Source organism: Shinella sp. NM-101 (assembly GCF_021401195.1).
Classification (GTDB): Bacteria; Pseudomonadota; Alphaproteobacteria; order Rhizobiales; family Rhizobiaceae; genus Shinella.
Window position 1 is genome coordinate 588,767 of sequence record NZ_JACBFT010000002.1, and the last position, 15,924, is coordinate 604,690.

15 protein-coding genes are annotated in these 15,924 nt (G+C 65.0%); 9 read left to right on the forward strand and 6 right to left on the reverse strand.

Features of this window, described 5'->3' with window-relative positions; all coding sequences use genetic code 11:
• Position 1: 1 nt before the first annotated feature.
• The 4 genes from L0976_RS06640 to L0976_RS06655 form a co-directional block, all read right to left on the reverse strand.
• Complete coding sequence (locus L0976_RS06640; protein ID WP_234186601.1) at positions 2-1,540, reverse strand: sugar ABC transporter ATP-binding protein; 1,539 nt, start codon at positions 1,538-1,540, stop codon at positions 2-4.
• A 103-nt stretch (positions 1,541-1,643) separates the two neighbouring features.
• The gene (locus L0976_RS06645) at positions 1,644-2,573 is read right to left on the reverse strand and encodes a sugar ABC transporter substrate-binding protein (RefSeq protein ID WP_234186602.1); all 930 of its coding nucleotides are present in this window, start codon (positions 2,571-2,573) and stop codon (positions 1,644-1,646) included.
• A 255-nt stretch (positions 2,574-2,828) separates the two neighbouring features.
• Positions 2,829-3,641: a TIM barrel protein gene (locus L0976_RS06650; protein ID WP_234186603.1), complete on the reverse strand. Its 813-nt coding sequence runs from the start codon at positions 3,639-3,641 to the stop codon at positions 2,829-2,831.
• A gap of 162 nt (positions 3,642-3,803) precedes the next feature.
• Positions 3,804-4,835: a LacI family DNA-binding transcriptional regulator gene (locus tag L0976_RS06655; protein ID WP_234186604.1), complete on the reverse strand. Its 1,032-nt coding sequence runs from the start codon at positions 4,833-4,835 to the stop codon at positions 3,804-3,806.
• Between the two features lie 162 nt (positions 4,836-4,997).
• Here L0976_RS06655 and L0976_RS06660 point away from each other — a divergent pair, with 162 nt between their 5' ends.
• From L0976_RS06660 to L0976_RS06680, 5 genes are all read left to right on the forward strand, one after another.
• Complete coding sequence (locus tag L0976_RS06660) at positions 4,998-6,083, forward strand: fatty acid desaturase family protein (protein WP_234186605.1); 1,086 nt, start codon at positions 4,998-5,000, stop codon at positions 6,081-6,083.
• 24 nt (positions 6,084-6,107) lie between these two features.
• Entirely contained in the window at positions 6,108-6,422 is a 315-nt protein-coding gene (locus L0976_RS06665) for a MocE family 2Fe-2S type ferredoxin (RefSeq protein ID WP_234186606.1), read from the forward strand.
• A gap of 74 nt (positions 6,423-6,496) precedes the next feature.
• Positions 6,497-7,720, forward strand: a complete 1,224-nt coding sequence (locus L0976_RS06670; protein WP_234186607.1) for an NAD(P)/FAD-dependent oxidoreductase — start codon at positions 6,497-6,499, stop codon at positions 7,718-7,720.
• 12 nt (positions 7,721-7,732) lie between these two features.
• A complete protein-coding gene (locus L0976_RS06675; protein WP_234186608.1) occupies positions 7,733-8,527 on the forward strand; it encodes a 3-methyl-2-oxobutanoate hydroxymethyltransferase in 795 nt (264 codons plus the stop codon).
• Between the two features lie 163 nt (positions 8,528-8,690).
• Entirely contained in the window at positions 8,691-8,927 is a 237-nt protein-coding gene (locus L0976_RS06680) for a hypothetical protein (protein WP_234186609.1), read from the forward strand.
• A gap of 146 nt (positions 8,928-9,073) precedes the next feature.
• On the opposite strand, the gene L0976_RS06685 is transcribed toward L0976_RS06680, so the two are convergent.
• Positions 9,074-9,553 carry a hypothetical protein gene (locus L0976_RS06685; protein WP_234186610.1) on the reverse strand — a complete coding sequence of 160 codons (480 nt, stop codon included), beginning with the start codon at positions 9,551-9,553 and terminating at the stop codon, positions 9,074-9,076.
• A 15-nt stretch (positions 9,554-9,568) separates the two neighbouring features.
• Positions 9,569-10,576 (reverse strand): LysR family transcriptional regulator, encoded by a 1,008-nt coding sequence (locus L0976_RS06690; RefSeq protein ID WP_203319641.1) that lies wholly within the window; start codon positions 10,574-10,576, stop codon positions 9,569-9,571.
• 256 nt (positions 10,577-10,832) lie between these two features.
• Here L0976_RS06690 and chvE point away from each other — a divergent pair, with 256 nt between their 5' ends.
• From chvE to araD1, 4 genes are all read left to right on the forward strand, one after another.
• Complete coding sequence (chvE, locus tag L0976_RS06695) at positions 10,833-11,906, forward strand: multiple monosaccharide ABC transporter substrate-binding protein (RefSeq protein ID WP_203319640.1); 1,074 nt, start codon at positions 10,833-10,835, stop codon at positions 11,904-11,906.
• A 120-nt stretch (positions 11,907-12,026) separates the two neighbouring features.
• Positions 12,027-13,562 (forward strand): multiple monosaccharide ABC transporter ATP-binding protein, encoded by a 1,536-nt coding sequence (gene mmsA / locus L0976_RS06700; RefSeq protein ID WP_234186611.1) that lies wholly within the window; start codon positions 12,027-12,029, stop codon positions 13,560-13,562.
• Entirely contained in the window at positions 13,562-14,770 is a 1,209-nt protein-coding gene (gene mmsB, locus L0976_RS06705; protein ID WP_203319638.1) for a multiple monosaccharide ABC transporter permease, read from the forward strand. The genes mmsA and mmsB overlap by 1 nt, the downstream gene beginning before the upstream one ends.
• A gap of 127 nt (positions 14,771-14,897) precedes the next feature.
• Positions 14,898-15,893, forward strand: coding sequence for an AraD1 family protein (gene araD1 / locus L0976_RS06710; RefSeq protein WP_234186612.1), 996 nt, complete (start codon positions 14,898-14,900; stop codon positions 15,891-15,893).
• The last annotated feature ends 31 nt before the right edge of the window (positions 15,894-15,924 follow it).

Consider the following 15,924-nt stretch of genomic DNA (forward strand, 5'->3'; position numbering starts at 1 on the left):
CTTATTGGGCCGCCAGTTCCATGACCTTGACCTGCGTCGCCTCGGCGCGGTCGAGGATGCCGGTGACGCGGCCCTCGTGCATGACCATGACGCGGTCGCTCATGCCGAGCACTTCCGGCATTTCCGACGAGATCATGACGACGGCGACGCCGTCGCGGGCAAGCTCCGTGACGAAGCGGTGGATTTCCGCCTTCGCGCCGACGTCGATGCCGCGCGTCGGCTCGTCGAGGATGAGGATGCGCGGATTGGTGAGCAGCCAGCGGCCGATCAGCACCTTCTGCTGGTTGCCGCCCGAAAGGTTCTCGATCCTTTCGGAAAGGTTCGGCGTCTTGACGCGCAGCTTCCGGCTCATCTCCTCGCAGACCTTGCTCAGCGCGCCCTCCTGGACGAAGCCGTTCTTGACGAACTTGTCCTGGAGGACGGCGATCTGCATGTTCTCCAGAATATCGAGGATCAGGAGACAGCCGGTGTCCTTGCGGTCTTCCGTCAGGAAGGCCATGCGGTGGCGGATCGCCGTGTTCGGGCTGTCGATGTTTACCTGCTTGCCGTTGATCGAGATCGTGCCTGACGTGGCGGGCGTCACGCCGAAGATCGTCTCGGCGACATTCGAGCGGCCCGAGCCGACGAGGCCGGCTAGGCCGAGGATCTCGCCGGCGCGCACGTCGAAGGAAACGTCGTGGAAGACGCCCTTGAGAGTGAGGTTCTTTACCGACAGGACGACGTCGCCGATCGGCACCTCCTCCTTCGGGAACATCTGGGTGATCTCGCGGCCGACCATCATGCGGATGATGTCGTCGCGCGTCACGTCGGTCGAGGCGTGGGTGCCGATATACTTGCCGTCGCGGAACACCGAGAATTCGTCGGCGATCTCGAACAGCTCGTTCATCTTGTGGGTGATGTAGACGATGCCGATGCCCTGCGAGCGCAGGTCGCGGATGATCGTGAAGAGGTGTTCCACCTCGCGTTCCGTCAGGGCCGAGGTCGGCTCGTCCATGATGAGGACGTCGCTCTCGTAGGAGACGGCTTTCGCGATCTCGACCATCTGGCGGTTGGCGACGGAGAGGTCGCGCACCTGCGTTTCCGGGTCCATCGCGATGTTGAGGCGCTTGAAGAGCTCGGCCGTCTTGCGGTGCATCTCGCCGTGATCGACGAAGCCGAAGCGGTTCTTCGGCTCGCGGCGGATCCAGATGTTCTCCGCGACCGTCATGAAGGGCATCAGGTTGAGCTCCTGATGGATCATGGCGATGCCGTTCTCCAGCGCGTCCAGCGGCGATGCGAGCCGGATCTTCTGGCCCTTCAGCAGCACCTCGCCCTGGTCGGGCGTGTAGATGCCGGCGAGGATCTTCATCAGGGTGGACTTGCCGGCGCCGTTCTCGCCCATCAGGGCATGCACGGTGCCGCGCTTCAGCTTGAACTGGACGTCGTCGAGCGCGACGACGCCGGGGAATTCCTTGCGGATGCCTTCCGCGGACAGAAGATAATCCGCATTCGGAATGGCGCCGCTTGCACGAACCGCGGCCATGGTGGTCGGACTGACCATCGTGTTCCTCCCTCCCGGAGCACCTGAAACGGGTCGGACGCGCGCACGCAGGCGTGCGCGCGTCCATGGCAGTCTAATCGGGTTTCGTTTGCCGGCGAGCCGGTCAGTTCTTCGCCTGGAAGTCGGCGATGTTCGCCGGGGTCACGAGCTGGAAGGGGATGTAGACCTTGGTATCCACCTTCTCGCCCTTGGCGAGCTTCAGCGCGGCGTCGACCGAGCCCTTGCCCTGGCCGGCGGCATCCTGGAACACGGTGACGTCGAGGTCGCCGGCAGCCATGGCGGCAAGCGCGTCCTGCGTGGCGTCGACACCGGCGACGACGACGCTGTCCATCGAGCGCCCTGCGGCCTTCAGGGCCTGGATGGCGCCGATGGCCATTTCGTCATTGTTGGAAATGACGGCGTCGAATTCCAGGCCGGCGGAGAGCCAGTTGGTCATCAGGTCCGAGCCCTGGGTGCGCGACCAGTTGGCGGTCTGCTCCTCGACGATCTCGAGGCCCTTGCACTCGTCGGTCGCGATCACGTCCTTGATGTCCTGCGTGCGCATGCGGGCGGCCTGGTTGGACAGCTCGCCCATCATGACGACGACCTTGCCCTTGCCGTTCAGCAGGCGGCAGACTTCCTGGGTTTCCAGCGTGCCGGATTCCTGCTCGTTGGAGGCGACGAAGGCCTGCTTTTCCGGCAGCTCGTTGATGTTGACCGGCTCGCGGTTGACATAGACCAGCGGAATGCCGGCATCGGCGGCGGCCTTGGAGAGCGCGGCGGTCGCGTCGGTATCGACCGGGTTCACGATGATGGCGCTGACGCCCGAGGCGATGAAGTTCTGGACCTGGCTCTGCTGCTTGGCGACGTCGTTCTGGGCGTCCTCGATCTGCAGCTCGACGCCGTCGAGCGTCTTGGCATAGTCGGACATGCCGTTGCGCAGGACGGTCAGGAAGTTGTCGTCGAACAGCGCCATGGAAACGCCGATCGTTTCGGCATGGGCGGCCGTGGACATCATGACGGCGAGCGCCGAACCAAGAATGAATTTTTTCATGTTGTTCTCCTCCTCAACATGGTGTCCGGCGGCACCACAGATCAACCGGATGACCGGCCCTTGCGGGACGGCCCGCCCCTTGCTCCTCCCGGGATGCAAAAGGTCAAAACAGAATAAACAAACCGCGAATTCCGTATTGCGGAATGTTTATTCCATTTTCTGCCCGGGACGTCAAGCCCGTTCCATTTCGGCGATAAGGCAAGGCCCGGGTCCTGGGGAAAAATACCGGCGGCGGGGCCGCCGGCGTGAGGCTTTTCAGATATTTGCGCTGAGGAAAGCGACGCTTTCGGCAACGGCGGCCTTCGGGTCCGCGACGTCGTGGACCGAAGGCGAGAAGGGCTCGAAGGAGAGCGGGCCGGCATAGCCGGCGGCCAGCAGGGCCTTGATCTGGCCGGCATTATCGAGACGGTCCTTCGGGCCGACGAGGACGCGGTGGCCGTCGCGCATGTCGGAAACGGAGACCGCCGGGTCCTCGACGCCGGAAATGTGCACGAGGCCGGTGAGGCCGGCGAAGAGGTCGGGCTCGCCGGCAAGGTGGTGGTGGAACGTATCGTGCACCAGGCGGAACGTCGCTTCGCCGCCGACGGCGCGGATCGCCTCGGCCGCCTCGCGCTTGGAGCGCAGCGAGCAGATCTCAAAGCCGAGCGGCTCGACGAGGCCGATGATGCCGGCGGCGTCGAGCAGGGGCTTCAGGGCCGTCAACGCCGTGCGCAGGTTCTCCTGCCGCTCGCCGTCAGCCTGGCCGGTGCCGTCGTTCTTCGGCACGAGCACGAGCGCGCGGGCGCCGCAGGCGCTCGCATAGTCGATGAGGTCCTTCGCCTCGGCGACGCGGGCGGGCGTCCATTCGTTGAAGCGCTGGAGCGCGTTGATCGAGATGATCGTGACGCCGTGGCGCTCGGCGAGCGCCTTCACCTGGGCCGGCGTCGTGCCGTCGAGGATGGCGTTGCCGTCGAGGTCGTTGCGAATCTCCACCGCCTTCATGCCGAGGGAGACGGCAAGGGCGAAGAAGGCGTCCAGCTTGAGGCCGGGGGCCGTCATGTGGTTCAGGGCGAAATCAAGGGGCGGCATGGAATGGGTGTCCTCCGATTTTCGAGGCCGCCGACAGGGGGCCTCGCATGCACGCATGAGGATCGGGACGCACTTGACGGGCGTCAAAGCCGAAGGCGCGGCGGGCACCTTCATCGCTGAGAGATTTGGCCAAGGGCGTGATGGAAAACCCTCATCCCGGCGTCAGATATTTTCCGGCAGGAGGATGTCGAAGGGCAGGAAGGTCTGCCCCGGCACGGCATTGCCACCCTTCTCGATGGCGGTGACCATCAGCGAGACGAGCTCGCGGCAGAGGGCCGGCAGCGGGGTATTGATCGCCATGGTAACGACGTCGTCGGCAAGGCCGGCCTTCGATTCGGGCGTCAGCTCGTTGACGATGAGCTGGATCCGTCCGGCGTAACCTTCCTCGCGGATCGCCGAGATCGCCCCCTCCATGCCGCCGCCGGCGACATAGAGGCCGACGAGGTCGGGATGCTGGGCGAGAAGGTTCGCCGTCGCCTCGTGGGTGATCTCGCTGGTATCGAGATTGACCAGCGTGTCCAGCACCTCGAAATCCTGGCCCTTCTCGCGGAAGAAGGAGCGGAAGCCCATCTCGCGCAGCTCGTGGCCGTGGAAGCGGTGGCTGCCGACGAAGATCGCCACCTTGCCCGGCCGTTTCGCACCCTTGGCGATCATCCAGGCCGCCGTGCGCCCGACCTTCATGTTGTTGAGGCCGATATAGCCCTGCCGCACGTCCATGGCGAAGTCGGAGAGCAGGCAGAACAGCGGAAGGCCGCGGTCCTTCAGTTCCTCCACCATGGCGGTCGTCGCCGGATAGTCCGGCGCGACGACGGCGAGCGCCTGGTTGCGCGCGGAAAGCTGGCGCAGCATCTCCGTCATCGCCGCCGGGGTCTGCGCGTTGATGAAGTCGACCTGCGGCACGATGCGGGCGGTCGTGCAGGCATTGCAGGCGATCTCGATCTCGCGGGCGAAGTTCTGGTAGAAGGCCTGGCTCGGGCGCTGCAGGCTGAAGCCGAGCCTATATTGCGGCAGGTCCTCGAAGACGCGCTGCCGGATGAGGCCGATGGCATGGTAGCCGATCGCATTGGCCGCCTCGTAGACCCGGCGCGCCGTCTCCTCGCGGACCTTATGGCGGCCGTTCAGCACCCGGTCGACCGTCGCGACGCTGACGCCGGCGGCCCGGGCGAGATCCGAGATGGTGGGTCTCGATGCCATTTTCCCCTCCCTGAAATCTTTCCATCAAGGACGAATGATAGCGGATGATGGAATTTGATGCATTCTATCATGGCAGGATTGAGAGACGCAAGGAGCGGCGCTATCGTTTGGTCACTGGACGAGGCGTGGAGCGGAAACGCCCCCTCATGGAGGAGACGAGCGATGAAGCCGACGAAGCGGGACTACAGCCTTCTTGGCCGGGATGCCGAGGCCGCCGTTGCCAACGGTCTTGCGGCAGCCGAGTGGTACCACACCGAAATCCCCCGCAAGGAGATGAAGGCGTTGATGCAGCGCAGCGACGCCCCGGCGATCCGCGACACCGCGATCTGGCTCGGCTGTCTCGTCGTGTCCGGCGGGCTCGGCGCGTGGTTCTGGGGAACCTGGGCCTGCGTGCCGTTCTTCCTCATCTATGGCGTGCTCTACGGCTCGGCCTCCGACAGCCGCTGGCACGAATGCGGCCACGGCACGGCCTTCAAGACGATGTGGATGAACAATGCGGTCTACCAGATCGCCTGCTTCATGATCATGCGCAATCCGGTGACCTGGCGCTGGAGCCATACGCGCCACCATACGGATACGGTGATCGTCGGCCGCGATCCGGAAATCGCCGTCATGCGCCCGCCGGATCTTGCGCGCCTCGTGCTGAACGTCTTCGGCCTTCTCGATGCCTGGCATGCCGTCATCGACATGCTGCTCAATGCGGCAGGCAGGATGAGCGCCGCCGAAAAGACCTTCATTCCCGAATCCGAGCAGCCGAAGGCGATCCGCATTGCCCGCATCTGGCTCGCCATCCATGTCGCCACCATCGCCGCCTGCTTCGCCTTCGGCTCGATCCTGCCGGCCATGCTGATCGGCCTGCCGCGGCTCTACGGTGCCTGGCATCATGTGCTGACGGGCCTTCTCCAGCACGGCGGCCTTGCCGACAATGTCATCGACCACCGGCTGAACAGCCGCACGGTCTACATGAACCCGGTCAGCCGCTTCATCTACTGGAACATGAACTACCATGTGGAGCACCACATGTTCCCGATGGTGCCCTACCATGCGCTGCCGAGGCTGCACGCCATGATCAGGCACGACCTGCCGGAACCGAACCCGTCGATGTGGCACGGCTACAGGGAGATGATCCCGGCCTTCCTGCGCCAGCTTCGCAACGAGGATTACTTCCTGAAGCGCGAGCTGCCGCCGACGGCGCGGCCCTACAAGGAAGAACTCCACGCGGAACCGGCCTTTGCTGCCGCCGAATAACCAACAGTCACTGGAGGAGAGACCATGAGCGACACCTGGATCGAGGTCTGCGCGGCGGACGAGATCGACGAGGAGGACGTCATCCGCTTCGACCATGCGGGCCGGACCTTCGCGATCTACCGCAGCCCGGAAGACACCTATTACGCGACGGACGGGCTCTGCACGCACGAGAAGATCCACCTCGCCGACGGCCTCGTGATGGACCACGTCATCGAATGTCCCAAGCACAACGGCCGCTTCAACTACAAGAGCGGCGAGGCGCTGGGCGCGCCGGTCTGCATCGACCTCAAGACCTATCCGGTCAAGGTCGAGGGCGGCACCGTCTTCATCGGTCTCTAGAGCAATTCCGGCAAAAGTGTGCAGCGGTTTTGCGTCCGGAATTGCGTGGAAACAAAGAGATAGAGGATATCGCCATGATGAGCTTCGTCATCGTCGGTGCCGGCGAATGCGGCGCACGCGCGGCCTTCGCGCTGCGCGAAAGGGGCTTCGACGGCGCGATCACCCTGATCGGCAGCGAAACCCATCTGCCCTATGAGCGCCCGCCGCTCTCCAAGGAGGCGCTGGTCGCGGGCGCCGGCCCGAAGCTGGTCGCGCAGGCGGAACGCTATGTCGAGGCCGGCATCGACCTTCTGCTCGGCCGCACGGTCTCCGAGATCGACCGCGCCGCAAGGCATGTCGTGCTGGGGGACGGCACGGTCGTTGCCTATGACAGGCTGCTGATTGCCACCGGCGCGCGCCCGCGCGCCCTGCCGGGAACGAACTATGGCGGCCGCATCGCGACGCTGCGCAGCCATGACGATACGGCCCGCATCCGCGCGCATCTGGTGGAGGGCAGCCACGTCGCCATTCTCGGCGGCGGCTTCATCGGGCTGGAACTTGCCGCGAGCGCCCGCAAGCTCGGCGCTTCCGTCACGCTGGTCGAGGGCCTGCCGCGCGTGCTGACGCGGGGCGTGCCGCCCGAGATCGCCGAGATCGTCGCCAACCGGCACATGGCCGAAGGCGTGGAAATCCTCTGCGGCGCGAAGGTCACGGGGATCGAGGACCTGCCGGGTGAGGTGCGCATTGCGCTGGAGGATGGCCGCGTCGTTTCGGCAAGCCTCCTCGTCGTCGGTATCGGCGCGGTGCCGAACACGGAGCTGGCGGAGGCCGCCGGCCTTGCGGTGGACAACGGCATTGCCGTCGACGGCCATCTGCGCACCTCCGATGCTGATATCTTCGCTGCGGGAGACTGCACGTCCTGGCCGCTTCCGCTTTACGGCGACCGCCGCATTCGCCTCGAATCCTGGCGCAACGCGCAGGAGCAGGGCCAGCTTGCCGCCGCCAACATGCTGGGCGGCGAGGACGTTCATTCGGCCGTGCCATGGTTCTGGTCGGACCAGTACGACATGACGCTCCAGATCGCCGGTCTTGCCGACGGGACGGTGACGACGGTGCGGCGCGAGATGGGCGAGGGAGCCTTCATCCTCTTCCATCTCGACGGCGAGGGTCGGCTGATCGCGGCGAGCGGCATCGGGCCGGGCAATGCGGTTGCCCGCGACATCCGCCTTGCGGAAATGCTGATCGCCGCCCGCATCCATCCCGACCCGGCGGAGCTCGCCGCGCCGGAAACCAAGCTCAAGAAACTGCTCGCCGCCTGAGGAGAACACCCCGTGAAGACCAAGAGACCGACCGTCGCCGACCTCCAGGCCATGAAGGGCAAGCGCCAGCTCACCATGCTGCGCGTCGTGACGCTGGAGGAGGCGGAGGCCGCCGAGCAGGCGGGCATCGACCTCGTCTCCGTGCCGCCCGCCCTGCTGGGGCCTGCCTTCCGCGAGGCCGCGCCGACGGTCTTCGCCTTCCCGGGCCTCGAATATGGCGACTTCGTCACCGCCGACGATTACCTGCGCGGCGCCTTCCAGGCGATGAAGGCGGGGGGCGATGCCGTCTATTGCGCGGCCGGCCTTTCGACCGTGCGGCGCCTGCGCGAGGAGGGCATCCCGGTCTGCGGCCATGTCGGCCTCATCCCCTCCAAGGCGACGTGGACGGGCGGCTTCCGCGCCGTCGGCAAGACGGCGGAGAGCGCGCTGGATATCTTCCGGCAGGTCAAGGCGCTGGAGGAGGCGGGCGCCTTCGCGGCCGAGATCGAGGTCGTGCCGGGCGAGGTCGCCGCCGCGATCAGCGCGAAGACGTCGCTCGTCATGCTCTCCATGGGCGCGGGCACCGGCTGCGACGCGCAATATCTCTTCGCCGAGGACGTGCTCGGCCAGAACCGCGGCCACTATCCACGCCATGCCAAGGTTTACCGCAACTTCGCCGCCGAATACGACCGGCTGCAGCAGGAGCGCATCGCCGCCTTCCGCGAATATGCCGACGACGTGCGCTCCGGCGCCTATCCGGAAAAGGGCCATCTCGTCGGCATCGAGGCGGCGGAGCTTGCCGCCTTCCTCGAACGGCTGGATGGTTGAAAGCCGGTTTCCTCGCGCCGGAAAACCACCTATGTAAGCGCTGAAGCAATTCCGGAAAACGTGCGCAGCGGTTTTGCGTCCGGAATTGCGGGGAGCCGGGATAGGGCGCTTTCGCGATTTCCGAGAAAAGCGGGAAACGCCCTGGACGCGCGAGGAGACGTTCATGAAATTCATCGATCCCGACCATCCGTTCTACCGCCCGCTCTGGCGGCGGCTGCTCCTGGTCGGGGCCTGCGCGGCATGGACGGCGGTGGAGTTCTACAACGGCGAGCAGGCCTGGGGTACGATCTTCCTCATCGTGACCGCCTATGCCTTCGCCAACCTCATCCTCTTCTTCAAGCCCTCCGCGCCGGCCGCCACACCGCCGGTCGAGGGCGGCGAAACGAAGAGCGACGGCTAAGGCAGTTCATCGGCAAACCTTGCTTCGTCATCCTCGGTCTTGTGCCGAGGGTCTGCCAGCGCTTTGAAAGATCGCAACGTTTGCGGATGCCCGGGACAGGCACGAGCATGACGGAAGAGGGGGGCGGACATTGCCGGCAGCCGGGGCTAGAGGCCGAGGCTCTTTTCCACATGGATCCGCCGGATCGTCTCGTCGATCAGCATGTTGGCGATCTTCATGCGGAGCGTCGCATTGGCGCGCAGCTCGGCCGGGGCGCGGTCCGGGTGGTTTTCGCGTGCGAAGCTGCGGCGGCGCGCGGCGAGGTCGTCGATGCTTTCGCGTCCGGCAAGGGCAAGGTCTTCCGCGACCGCCTCCGGCGTGATGCGCAGGAAATGTTCCGGCACGGTGGCGGGCTCTTCCGGCGGGCTTTCCGGCTCCGGCGGGACGGGCGCCTCGTAGAGGTCGAGATAGGCGGCGGCGGCCTGCGAGCCGGACATGAAGGCGCCCGTCGCGCCGAGGCCGGCAAAGCCGGAGGTGAGGCCGCGAACAGCGGCGGGGCCCTGCTCTTCCGTTATCTCTTCTTCCGCCTCGCGCGCCTCGGCCCGCAGCCGTTCCAGCACGGATTCGAATACGGTCATGCCGAACATGGTCTCTCCGATCGATCAGTCCGGCGAAAGCATCCGGCTGCGTTGCAGGATGAGATCATAGAGCAGTTTGGCGCTCGGGGGGAGCGCCCGGCCTTTGACGGAAATGAGGCTGTAGGGCTTGATGTCGATCTCGAAATCCGTGTCGAGGATGCGGATCTCGCCGGCCTGCGCGCCGACATCCGCGATGAAGGTCGCCATGTCGCGCGCGACGGGCGCGATCGCATTGGAGCCGCAGACGATGGCGGTGGTGAGCAGGATGGACGAGGTGTTGACCACGGTGGAGGGGAGCGGCACGCCCGCCGCGATGAAAAGCTCCTCGATGCGGCGCCGCAGCAGCGTGCCCGCCGGCTGGAACACCCAGTCGTAATGCGGCAGGTCGGCAAGGCCGACGACCGGTTTTTCCGTCAGCGGATGCCCCTTGCGCACGATGAGACAGGCCCGCTCGATGCCGATCTCGGTGACGTTGAAGAGGCGCGGGTTGAGGTCGTCCGGCACGCGGGCGATGATGAAGTCCTGCTGGGCGGCGAGCAGCTCGCGGGCGAGCACGTTGCTCGTCTCCACCCGCACGTTCACCTCGATGCCGGGATAGGCGGCGCTGACCTGCTGGATCGCCGGCACGGCGAGGCTGATGGCGGGCGCCGTCACCGAGCCGAGGAAGACCGAGCCGCCGGTGCCGGATTTCAGCGCCGAGAGCTCGCGGTCGACCTCGCGCAGTTCGAGCAGGATGGTGCGGGCGCGGCGCGCGAAGGCGCGGCCGAAGGCGGTGAGGGCGACGCCGCGCGAGACGCGCTCGCAGAGCTGGGCCTTGAGGATCGTCTCCATTTCCGTCAGCATGCGCGAGGCGGCGGGCTGGGAGATGTTGAGCGCGTCGGCGGCCGCGCTCACCTGCTTGTGCTCCTCGATGGCGACGATCATGCGCAGGTGGCTGAGCTTCAGGCCGCTGCGCAGAAGGCCCACCCCCTGCAGGTTGTCGAAGCCCTCGCCGGCAAAAAGTTGCTCCTGGCCATCGCCGTGCAGATGCATGGTTTCTCCGATCGATAAAAAATAGTATATTTCGGTCACTACATATCAAATTTGATATCGGTTTAGAAGTTCATTGCATTTGACAGTTATGGCAATTCGGTAGACCTTGCGCCAATGTGCGCTGGGGTCCTTGGGAGTGGGGATCGGCGGGCTTTTGCCCGACCAGTCCAGGCGTCGCCTGAATGCGGCCCCGCCGGCGCACGGAACAATGCCTGGCTGCAATTTCGGCCAGTGCGCACCAGGGAGAGACCGTTCAATGAAAATGATCACTTCGCTTCTCGCCGCCGCTGCCATCAGCGTCGCGTCGTTCGTGGCGCCGTCCTTTGCCCAGGACAAGGGCATGGTCGGCATTTCCATGCCCACCAAGACCTCGACCCGCTGGATCTCGGACGGCGAGACGATGGAAAAGCTGTTCAAGGACGCCGGCTACACGCCGGACCTGCAGTTCGCTGACGACGACATCCCGAACCAGCTTGCCCAGATCGAGAACATGGTCACCAAGGGCGCCAAGGTCCTCGTGATCGGCGCCATCGACGGCACGACGCTCTCGGACATCCTCCAGAAGTCTGCCGATGCCGGCGTCAAGGTCATCGCCTATGACCGCCTGATCCGCGATTCGGGCAATGTCGACTACTACGCCACCTTCGACAACTTCCAGGTCGGCGTCCTGCAGGCCACCAGCCTCGTCGACGGCCTGAAGGCGAAGTTCCCGGACACCAAGCCGTGGAACGTCGAGCTCTTCGGCGGTTCGCCGGACGACAACAACGCCTTCTTCTTCTATGACGGCGCCATGTCGGTCATCCAGCCGCTGATCGACAAGGGCGACATCGTCATCAAGTCGGGCCAGACCGGCATGGAAACCGTCGGCACGCTGCGCTGGGACGGCGCGGTCGCGCAGGCCCGCATGGAGAACCTTCTCTCCTCGACCTACACCGATGGCCGCGTCGATGGCGTGCTTTCGCCCTATGACGGCCTGTCCATCGGCATCCTGTCGGCCCTGAAGGGCGTCGGCTACGGCTCGGGCGACCAGCCGATGGCTGTTGTCACCGGCCAGGACGCCGAGCTTCCGTCGGTCAAGTCGATCCTCGCCGACGAGCAGTATTCGACGGTCTTCAAGGACACGCGCGAACTCGCCAAGGTCGCTGTCAACATGGTCAACGCGATCATGGAAGGCAAGGAACCGGAAGTGAACGACACCAAGACCTACGACAACGGCGTCAAGGTCGTTCCGTCCTACCTGCTGAAGCCGGTCGCCGTCGACAAGTCCAACGCCGAGAAGATCCTCGTCGAGGACTCCGGCTACTACACGGCCGACCAGCTCAAGAACTGATCGTTCTTCCATTGCAAGGGGTTCGCGCTTCCCGCGCGAACCCTCTTTTATCCGGATCGCAGAGCGAATAGGCTCGCCTTGCCTGCCCTCTTGCAGGCGATGGCCGCTGGAAACTGGTATATGAGCAAGACCCTTCTCGAAATGCGCGGCATCACGAAGACGTTCCCCGGCGTAAAGGCGCTCGACAACGTCAACCTGAAGGTCCGCGAAGGCGAGATCCACGCGCTTGTCGGCGAGAACGGCGCAGGCAAATCCACCCTCATGAAAGTACTGAGCGGCGTCTATCCGGACGGCTCCTACGAGGGGGAAATCCATTTCGACGGCGAGGTCCGCCATTTCTCCACGATCTCCGACAGCGAGCATCTGGGCATCATCATCATCCACCAGGAACTGGCGCTGGTGCCGCTCCTGTCGATCGCCGAGAACATCTTCCTCGGCAACGAGGTGGCGACGAACGGCGTGATCGACTGGAAGGCCACCTTCCGCCGCACGCAGGAACTGCTCGACAAGGTGGGCCTCAGGGAGCCGCCGGGCACGCTGATCACCAATATCGGCGTCGGCAAGCAGCAGCTCGTCGAGATCGCCAAGGCGCTCTCCAAGAAGGTGCGCCTGCTCATCCTCGACGAGCCGACCGCCTCGCTGAACGAGAAGGACTCCGACGCGCTGCTCAAGCTGCTCGTGGAGTTTCGCACGCAGGGCATGACCTCGATCATCATCTCGCACAAGCTGAACGAAATCAAAAAGGTCGCCGACCAGATCACCATCCTGCGCGACGGCGGCACGGTCGAGACGCTCGACTGCCACACCGGGGATATCTCGGAAGACCGCATCATCAAGGGCATGGTCGGCCGCGAGATGGAAGACCGCTATCCGCCGCGCGAGGTCGCGATCGGCGAGACGCTCCTGGAGGTGAAGAACTGGAACGTCTTCCACCAGCAGCACCGCGACCGGCAGTTCCTGCATGACGTGAGCTTCACCGTGCGCGCCGGCGAGGTGGTCGGCATCGCCGGCCTCATGGGGGCCGGGCGCACCGAGACGGCGATGAGCCTCTTCGGCAGGAGCTGGGGCCACAAGATCACCGGCGACGTCACCATGCGCGGCAAGCCCGTGGACGTGAGCACGATCCCGAAGGCCATCGACGCGGGCCTTGCCTATGTGACGGAAGACCGCAAGCAGCTCGGCCTCGTGCTGATCGACAACATCATGCACAACACGACGCTCGCCAACCTGAACGACGTTTCCCGGGCGAGCGTGATCGACAACCGGCAGGAAGCGAAGGTCGCCTCCGGCTACCGCCAGAAGCTGCGCATCCGCTCGCATTCGATCTACCAGGAAGCGGTCAACCTTTCGGGCGGCAACCAGCAGAAGGTGGTGCTGTCGAAGTGGCTCTTCACCAATCCCGAGGTGCTGATCCTCGATGAACCCACGCGCGGCATCGATGTCGGCGCCAAGTTCGAAATCTATACCATCATCAACCAGCTTGCCGCCGAGGGCAAGGGCATCCTGATGATCTCGTCGGAGATGCCGGAACTGCTCGGGACCTGCGATCGCATCTATGTCATGAACGAAGGACGCATCGTGGCCGAGCTCTCCAAGGCGGAAGCAAGCCAGGAATCCATCATGCGCGCCATCATGCGCTCCGGGGAGAAACATTAATGGCCACCGACACCGCGACCAAGACGACCCAGACCTCGGTGGGGGACTATCTCAGGAAGAACATCCGCGAATACGGCCTGCTCGTGGCGCTCGTCGTGATCATGATCTTCTTCCAGGCCATCACCAACGGCGTGCTCTTCCGCCCGATCAACATCACCAACCTGGTGCTGCAGAACTCGTTCATCGTCATCATGGCGCTGGGCATGCTGCTGATCATCGTGGCGGGGCACATCGATCTCTCGGTCGGCTCCATCGTCGCCTTCATCGGCGCCATATCGGCGATCATGCTGGTGAAATGGGGGCTGCCGGCGATCGTCGTCGTGCCGGCCTGCATCCTCGTCGGCGCTGTCATGGGCGCGGCGCAGGGCTATTGGGTCGCCTACCAGAAGATCCCGTCCTTCATCGTGACGCTGGCCGGCATGCTCGTCTTCCGCGGCATGACCTATGTCGTGCTCGGCGGCCGGCCGGTCGGCCCTTTCCCGAAGGAGTTCCAGATCCTCTCCACGGGCTTCGTGCCGGACTTCCTGTCGTTCACGGACCCGGCGACCAGCCTCATCAAGAACTATGTCGCGCTCATCGCCGTGCTGGCGCTCGTCGCCTATGCCGTCTATGCGGGCCTGCGCGAGCGGCGCATGAACACGCTGCACGAGACGGAGAACGAGCCCTTCGCCTTCTTCGCCGTGCAGATGGCGGTCATCGGTGCCGTGGCGATCTTCCTCGGCTTCCAGCTCTCGACCTATCGCGGCCTGCCCAACGTGCTGGTCGTCATGGGCCTCCTGATCGCGCTCTATACGTTCGTGACGACGCGCACGACCATCGGCCGGCGCATCTATGCGATGGGCGGCAACGAGAAGGCGGCGAAGCTGTCGGGCATCAACACCGAGCGGCTGACCTTCTACACCTTCGTCAACATGGGCGCGCTCGCCGCGCTTGCCGGCATGATCATCGCGGCCCGCCTCAACTCGGCGACGCCGAAGGCCGGCGTCGGCTTCGAGCTCGACGTCATCGCGGCCTGCTTCATCGGCGGCGCCTCGGCGTCGGGCGGGGTCGGCAAGATCACCGGCGCGGTCATCGGTGCCTTCATCATGGGCGTGATGAACAACGGCATGTCGATCATGGGCATCGGCATCGACTACCAGCAGCTCATCAAGGGCCTGGTGCTGCTCGCCGCCGTGTTCTTCGACGTCTACAACAAGAACAAGGGCTGACCGGGAAACCGGCCGGCCGCCCCATCGCAAGCGTATTTGACCGGCCGCCAGCGCGGCCAGAGCGGGGACCTTCGTCCGCCGCAAGTGCGGAGCTCGGCTTGCTGCCGGCTTCAGGAAGGAAACGAAGATGCTGATTTCGCAGGTAGGAAATGCCGATGGCTCGATCACCGTGGTCGTGCGCGAGGAGGGCGGCAGGGGCCGTGCGGTGAAGGGCGCGGAGAGCGTTCACGCGCTCGCTATGGAAGCGGCCAATGGCGGACAATCGCTGAAGGCCGTCATCGACGCGAAAGGTCTCGGCGCGGAGGTCGATCTCGAAGCGGCCTATGCCGAGGGCCGGCTGCTGTCGCCGATCACCCATCCCGATGCCGCGCACCTCCACCTGACCGGCACGGGCTTGACCCATCTCGGCTCCGCCGCCACGCGCGATTCCATGCACAAGAAGGCGGCGGAAGCGGCCGAGGAGACGCTGACGGACTCGATGAAGATGTTCCGCATGGGTCTTGAGAACGGCAAGCCGAAGGCCGGCGAGAAGGGCGTGCAGCCCGAATGGTTCTACAAGGGCAACGGGACGCAGGCCGTCGCGCCGGGCGCGGCATTGACCTCGCCCTCCTTCGCGCTCGACGGCGGCGAGGAGCCGGAAATGGCCGGCATCTACGTCATCGCGAAGGACGGCTCGCCCTTCCGCATCGGCTTTGCCGTGTCGAACGAGTTCTCCGACCATGTGACGGAGCGGATCAACTATCTCTACCTCGCCCATTCCAAGCTGCGGCAGGCGAGCTTCGGCCCGGAAATCCGCGTCGGTGCCGCGCCGGAGGATATCCGCGGCTTCTCGCGCATCCTGCGCGCGGGCAAGGTGCTGTGGGAAAAGCCGTTCGTCTCGGGCGAGGCGAACATGTCGCATAGCTTCGCCAATCTCGAATACCATCACTTCAAGTACGGCCTGTTCCGTTCGCCGGGTGACGTGCATGTGCACATGTTCGGCACGGCGACGCTGTCCTTCGGCGACGGCATCCGCACGGAAGAGGGCGACGTGTTCGAGATCGGCGCGGAGGGCTTCGGCCTGCCGCTGCGCAATCCGCTGGCGGTCGCCACGGAAGAAGAAATCGTCATTCGCCAATTGTAATTCCGGTCGCGGCCCGGTTTTATCGGGCCGC

Excerpts from the sequence above, each read along its gene's own strand:
- L0976_RS06685 (WP_234186610.1), bottom strand. The coding sequence starts at position 9,553 with ATGTTCGGCATGACCGTATTCGAATCCGTGCTGGAACGGCTGCGGGCC.
- L0976_RS06650 (WP_234186603.1), bottom strand. The coding sequence starts at position 3,641 with ATGCCGCCCCTTGATTTCGCCCTGAACCACATGACGGCCCCCGGCCTC.
- chvE (WP_203319640.1), top strand. The coding sequence starts at position 10,833 with ATGAAAATGATCACTTCGCTTCTCGCCGCCGCTGCCATCAGCGTCGCG.
- L0976_RS06655 (WP_234186604.1), bottom strand. The coding sequence starts at position 4,835 with ATGGCATCGAGACCCACCATCTCGGATCTCGCCCGGGCCGCCGGCGTC.
- L0976_RS06690 (WP_203319641.1), bottom strand. The coding sequence starts at position 10,576 with ATGCATCTGCACGGCGATGGCCAGGAGCAACTTTTTGCCGGCGAGGGC.
- mmsA (WP_234186611.1), top strand. The coding sequence starts at position 12,027 with ATGAGCAAGACCCTTCTCGAAATGCGCGGCATCACGAAGACGTTCCCC.
- L0976_RS06665 (WP_234186606.1), top strand. The coding sequence starts at position 6,108 with ATGAGCGACACCTGGATCGAGGTCTGCGCGGCGGACGAGATCGACGAG.
- araD1 (WP_234186612.1), top strand. The coding sequence starts at position 14,898 with ATGCTGATTTCGCAGGTAGGAAATGCCGATGGCTCGATCACCGTGGTC.
- mmsB (WP_203319638.1), top strand. The coding sequence starts at position 13,562 with ATGGCCACCGACACCGCGACCAAGACGACCCAGACCTCGGTGGGGGAC.
- L0976_RS06640 (WP_234186601.1), bottom strand. The coding sequence starts at position 1,540 with ATGGTCAGTCCGACCACCATGGCCGCGGTTCGTGCAAGCGGCGCCATT.
- L0976_RS06670 (WP_234186607.1), top strand. The coding sequence starts at position 6,497 with ATGATGAGCTTCGTCATCGTCGGTGCCGGCGAATGCGGCGCACGCGCG.
- L0976_RS06680 (WP_234186609.1), top strand. The coding sequence starts at position 8,691 with ATGAAATTCATCGATCCCGACCATCCGTTCTACCGCCCGCTCTGGCGG.
- L0976_RS06660 (WP_234186605.1), top strand. The coding sequence starts at position 4,998 with ATGAAGCCGACGAAGCGGGACTACAGCCTTCTTGGCCGGGATGCCGAG.
- L0976_RS06645 (WP_234186602.1), bottom strand. The coding sequence starts at position 2,573 with ATGAAAAAATTCATTCTTGGTTCGGCGCTCGCCGTCATGATGTCCACG.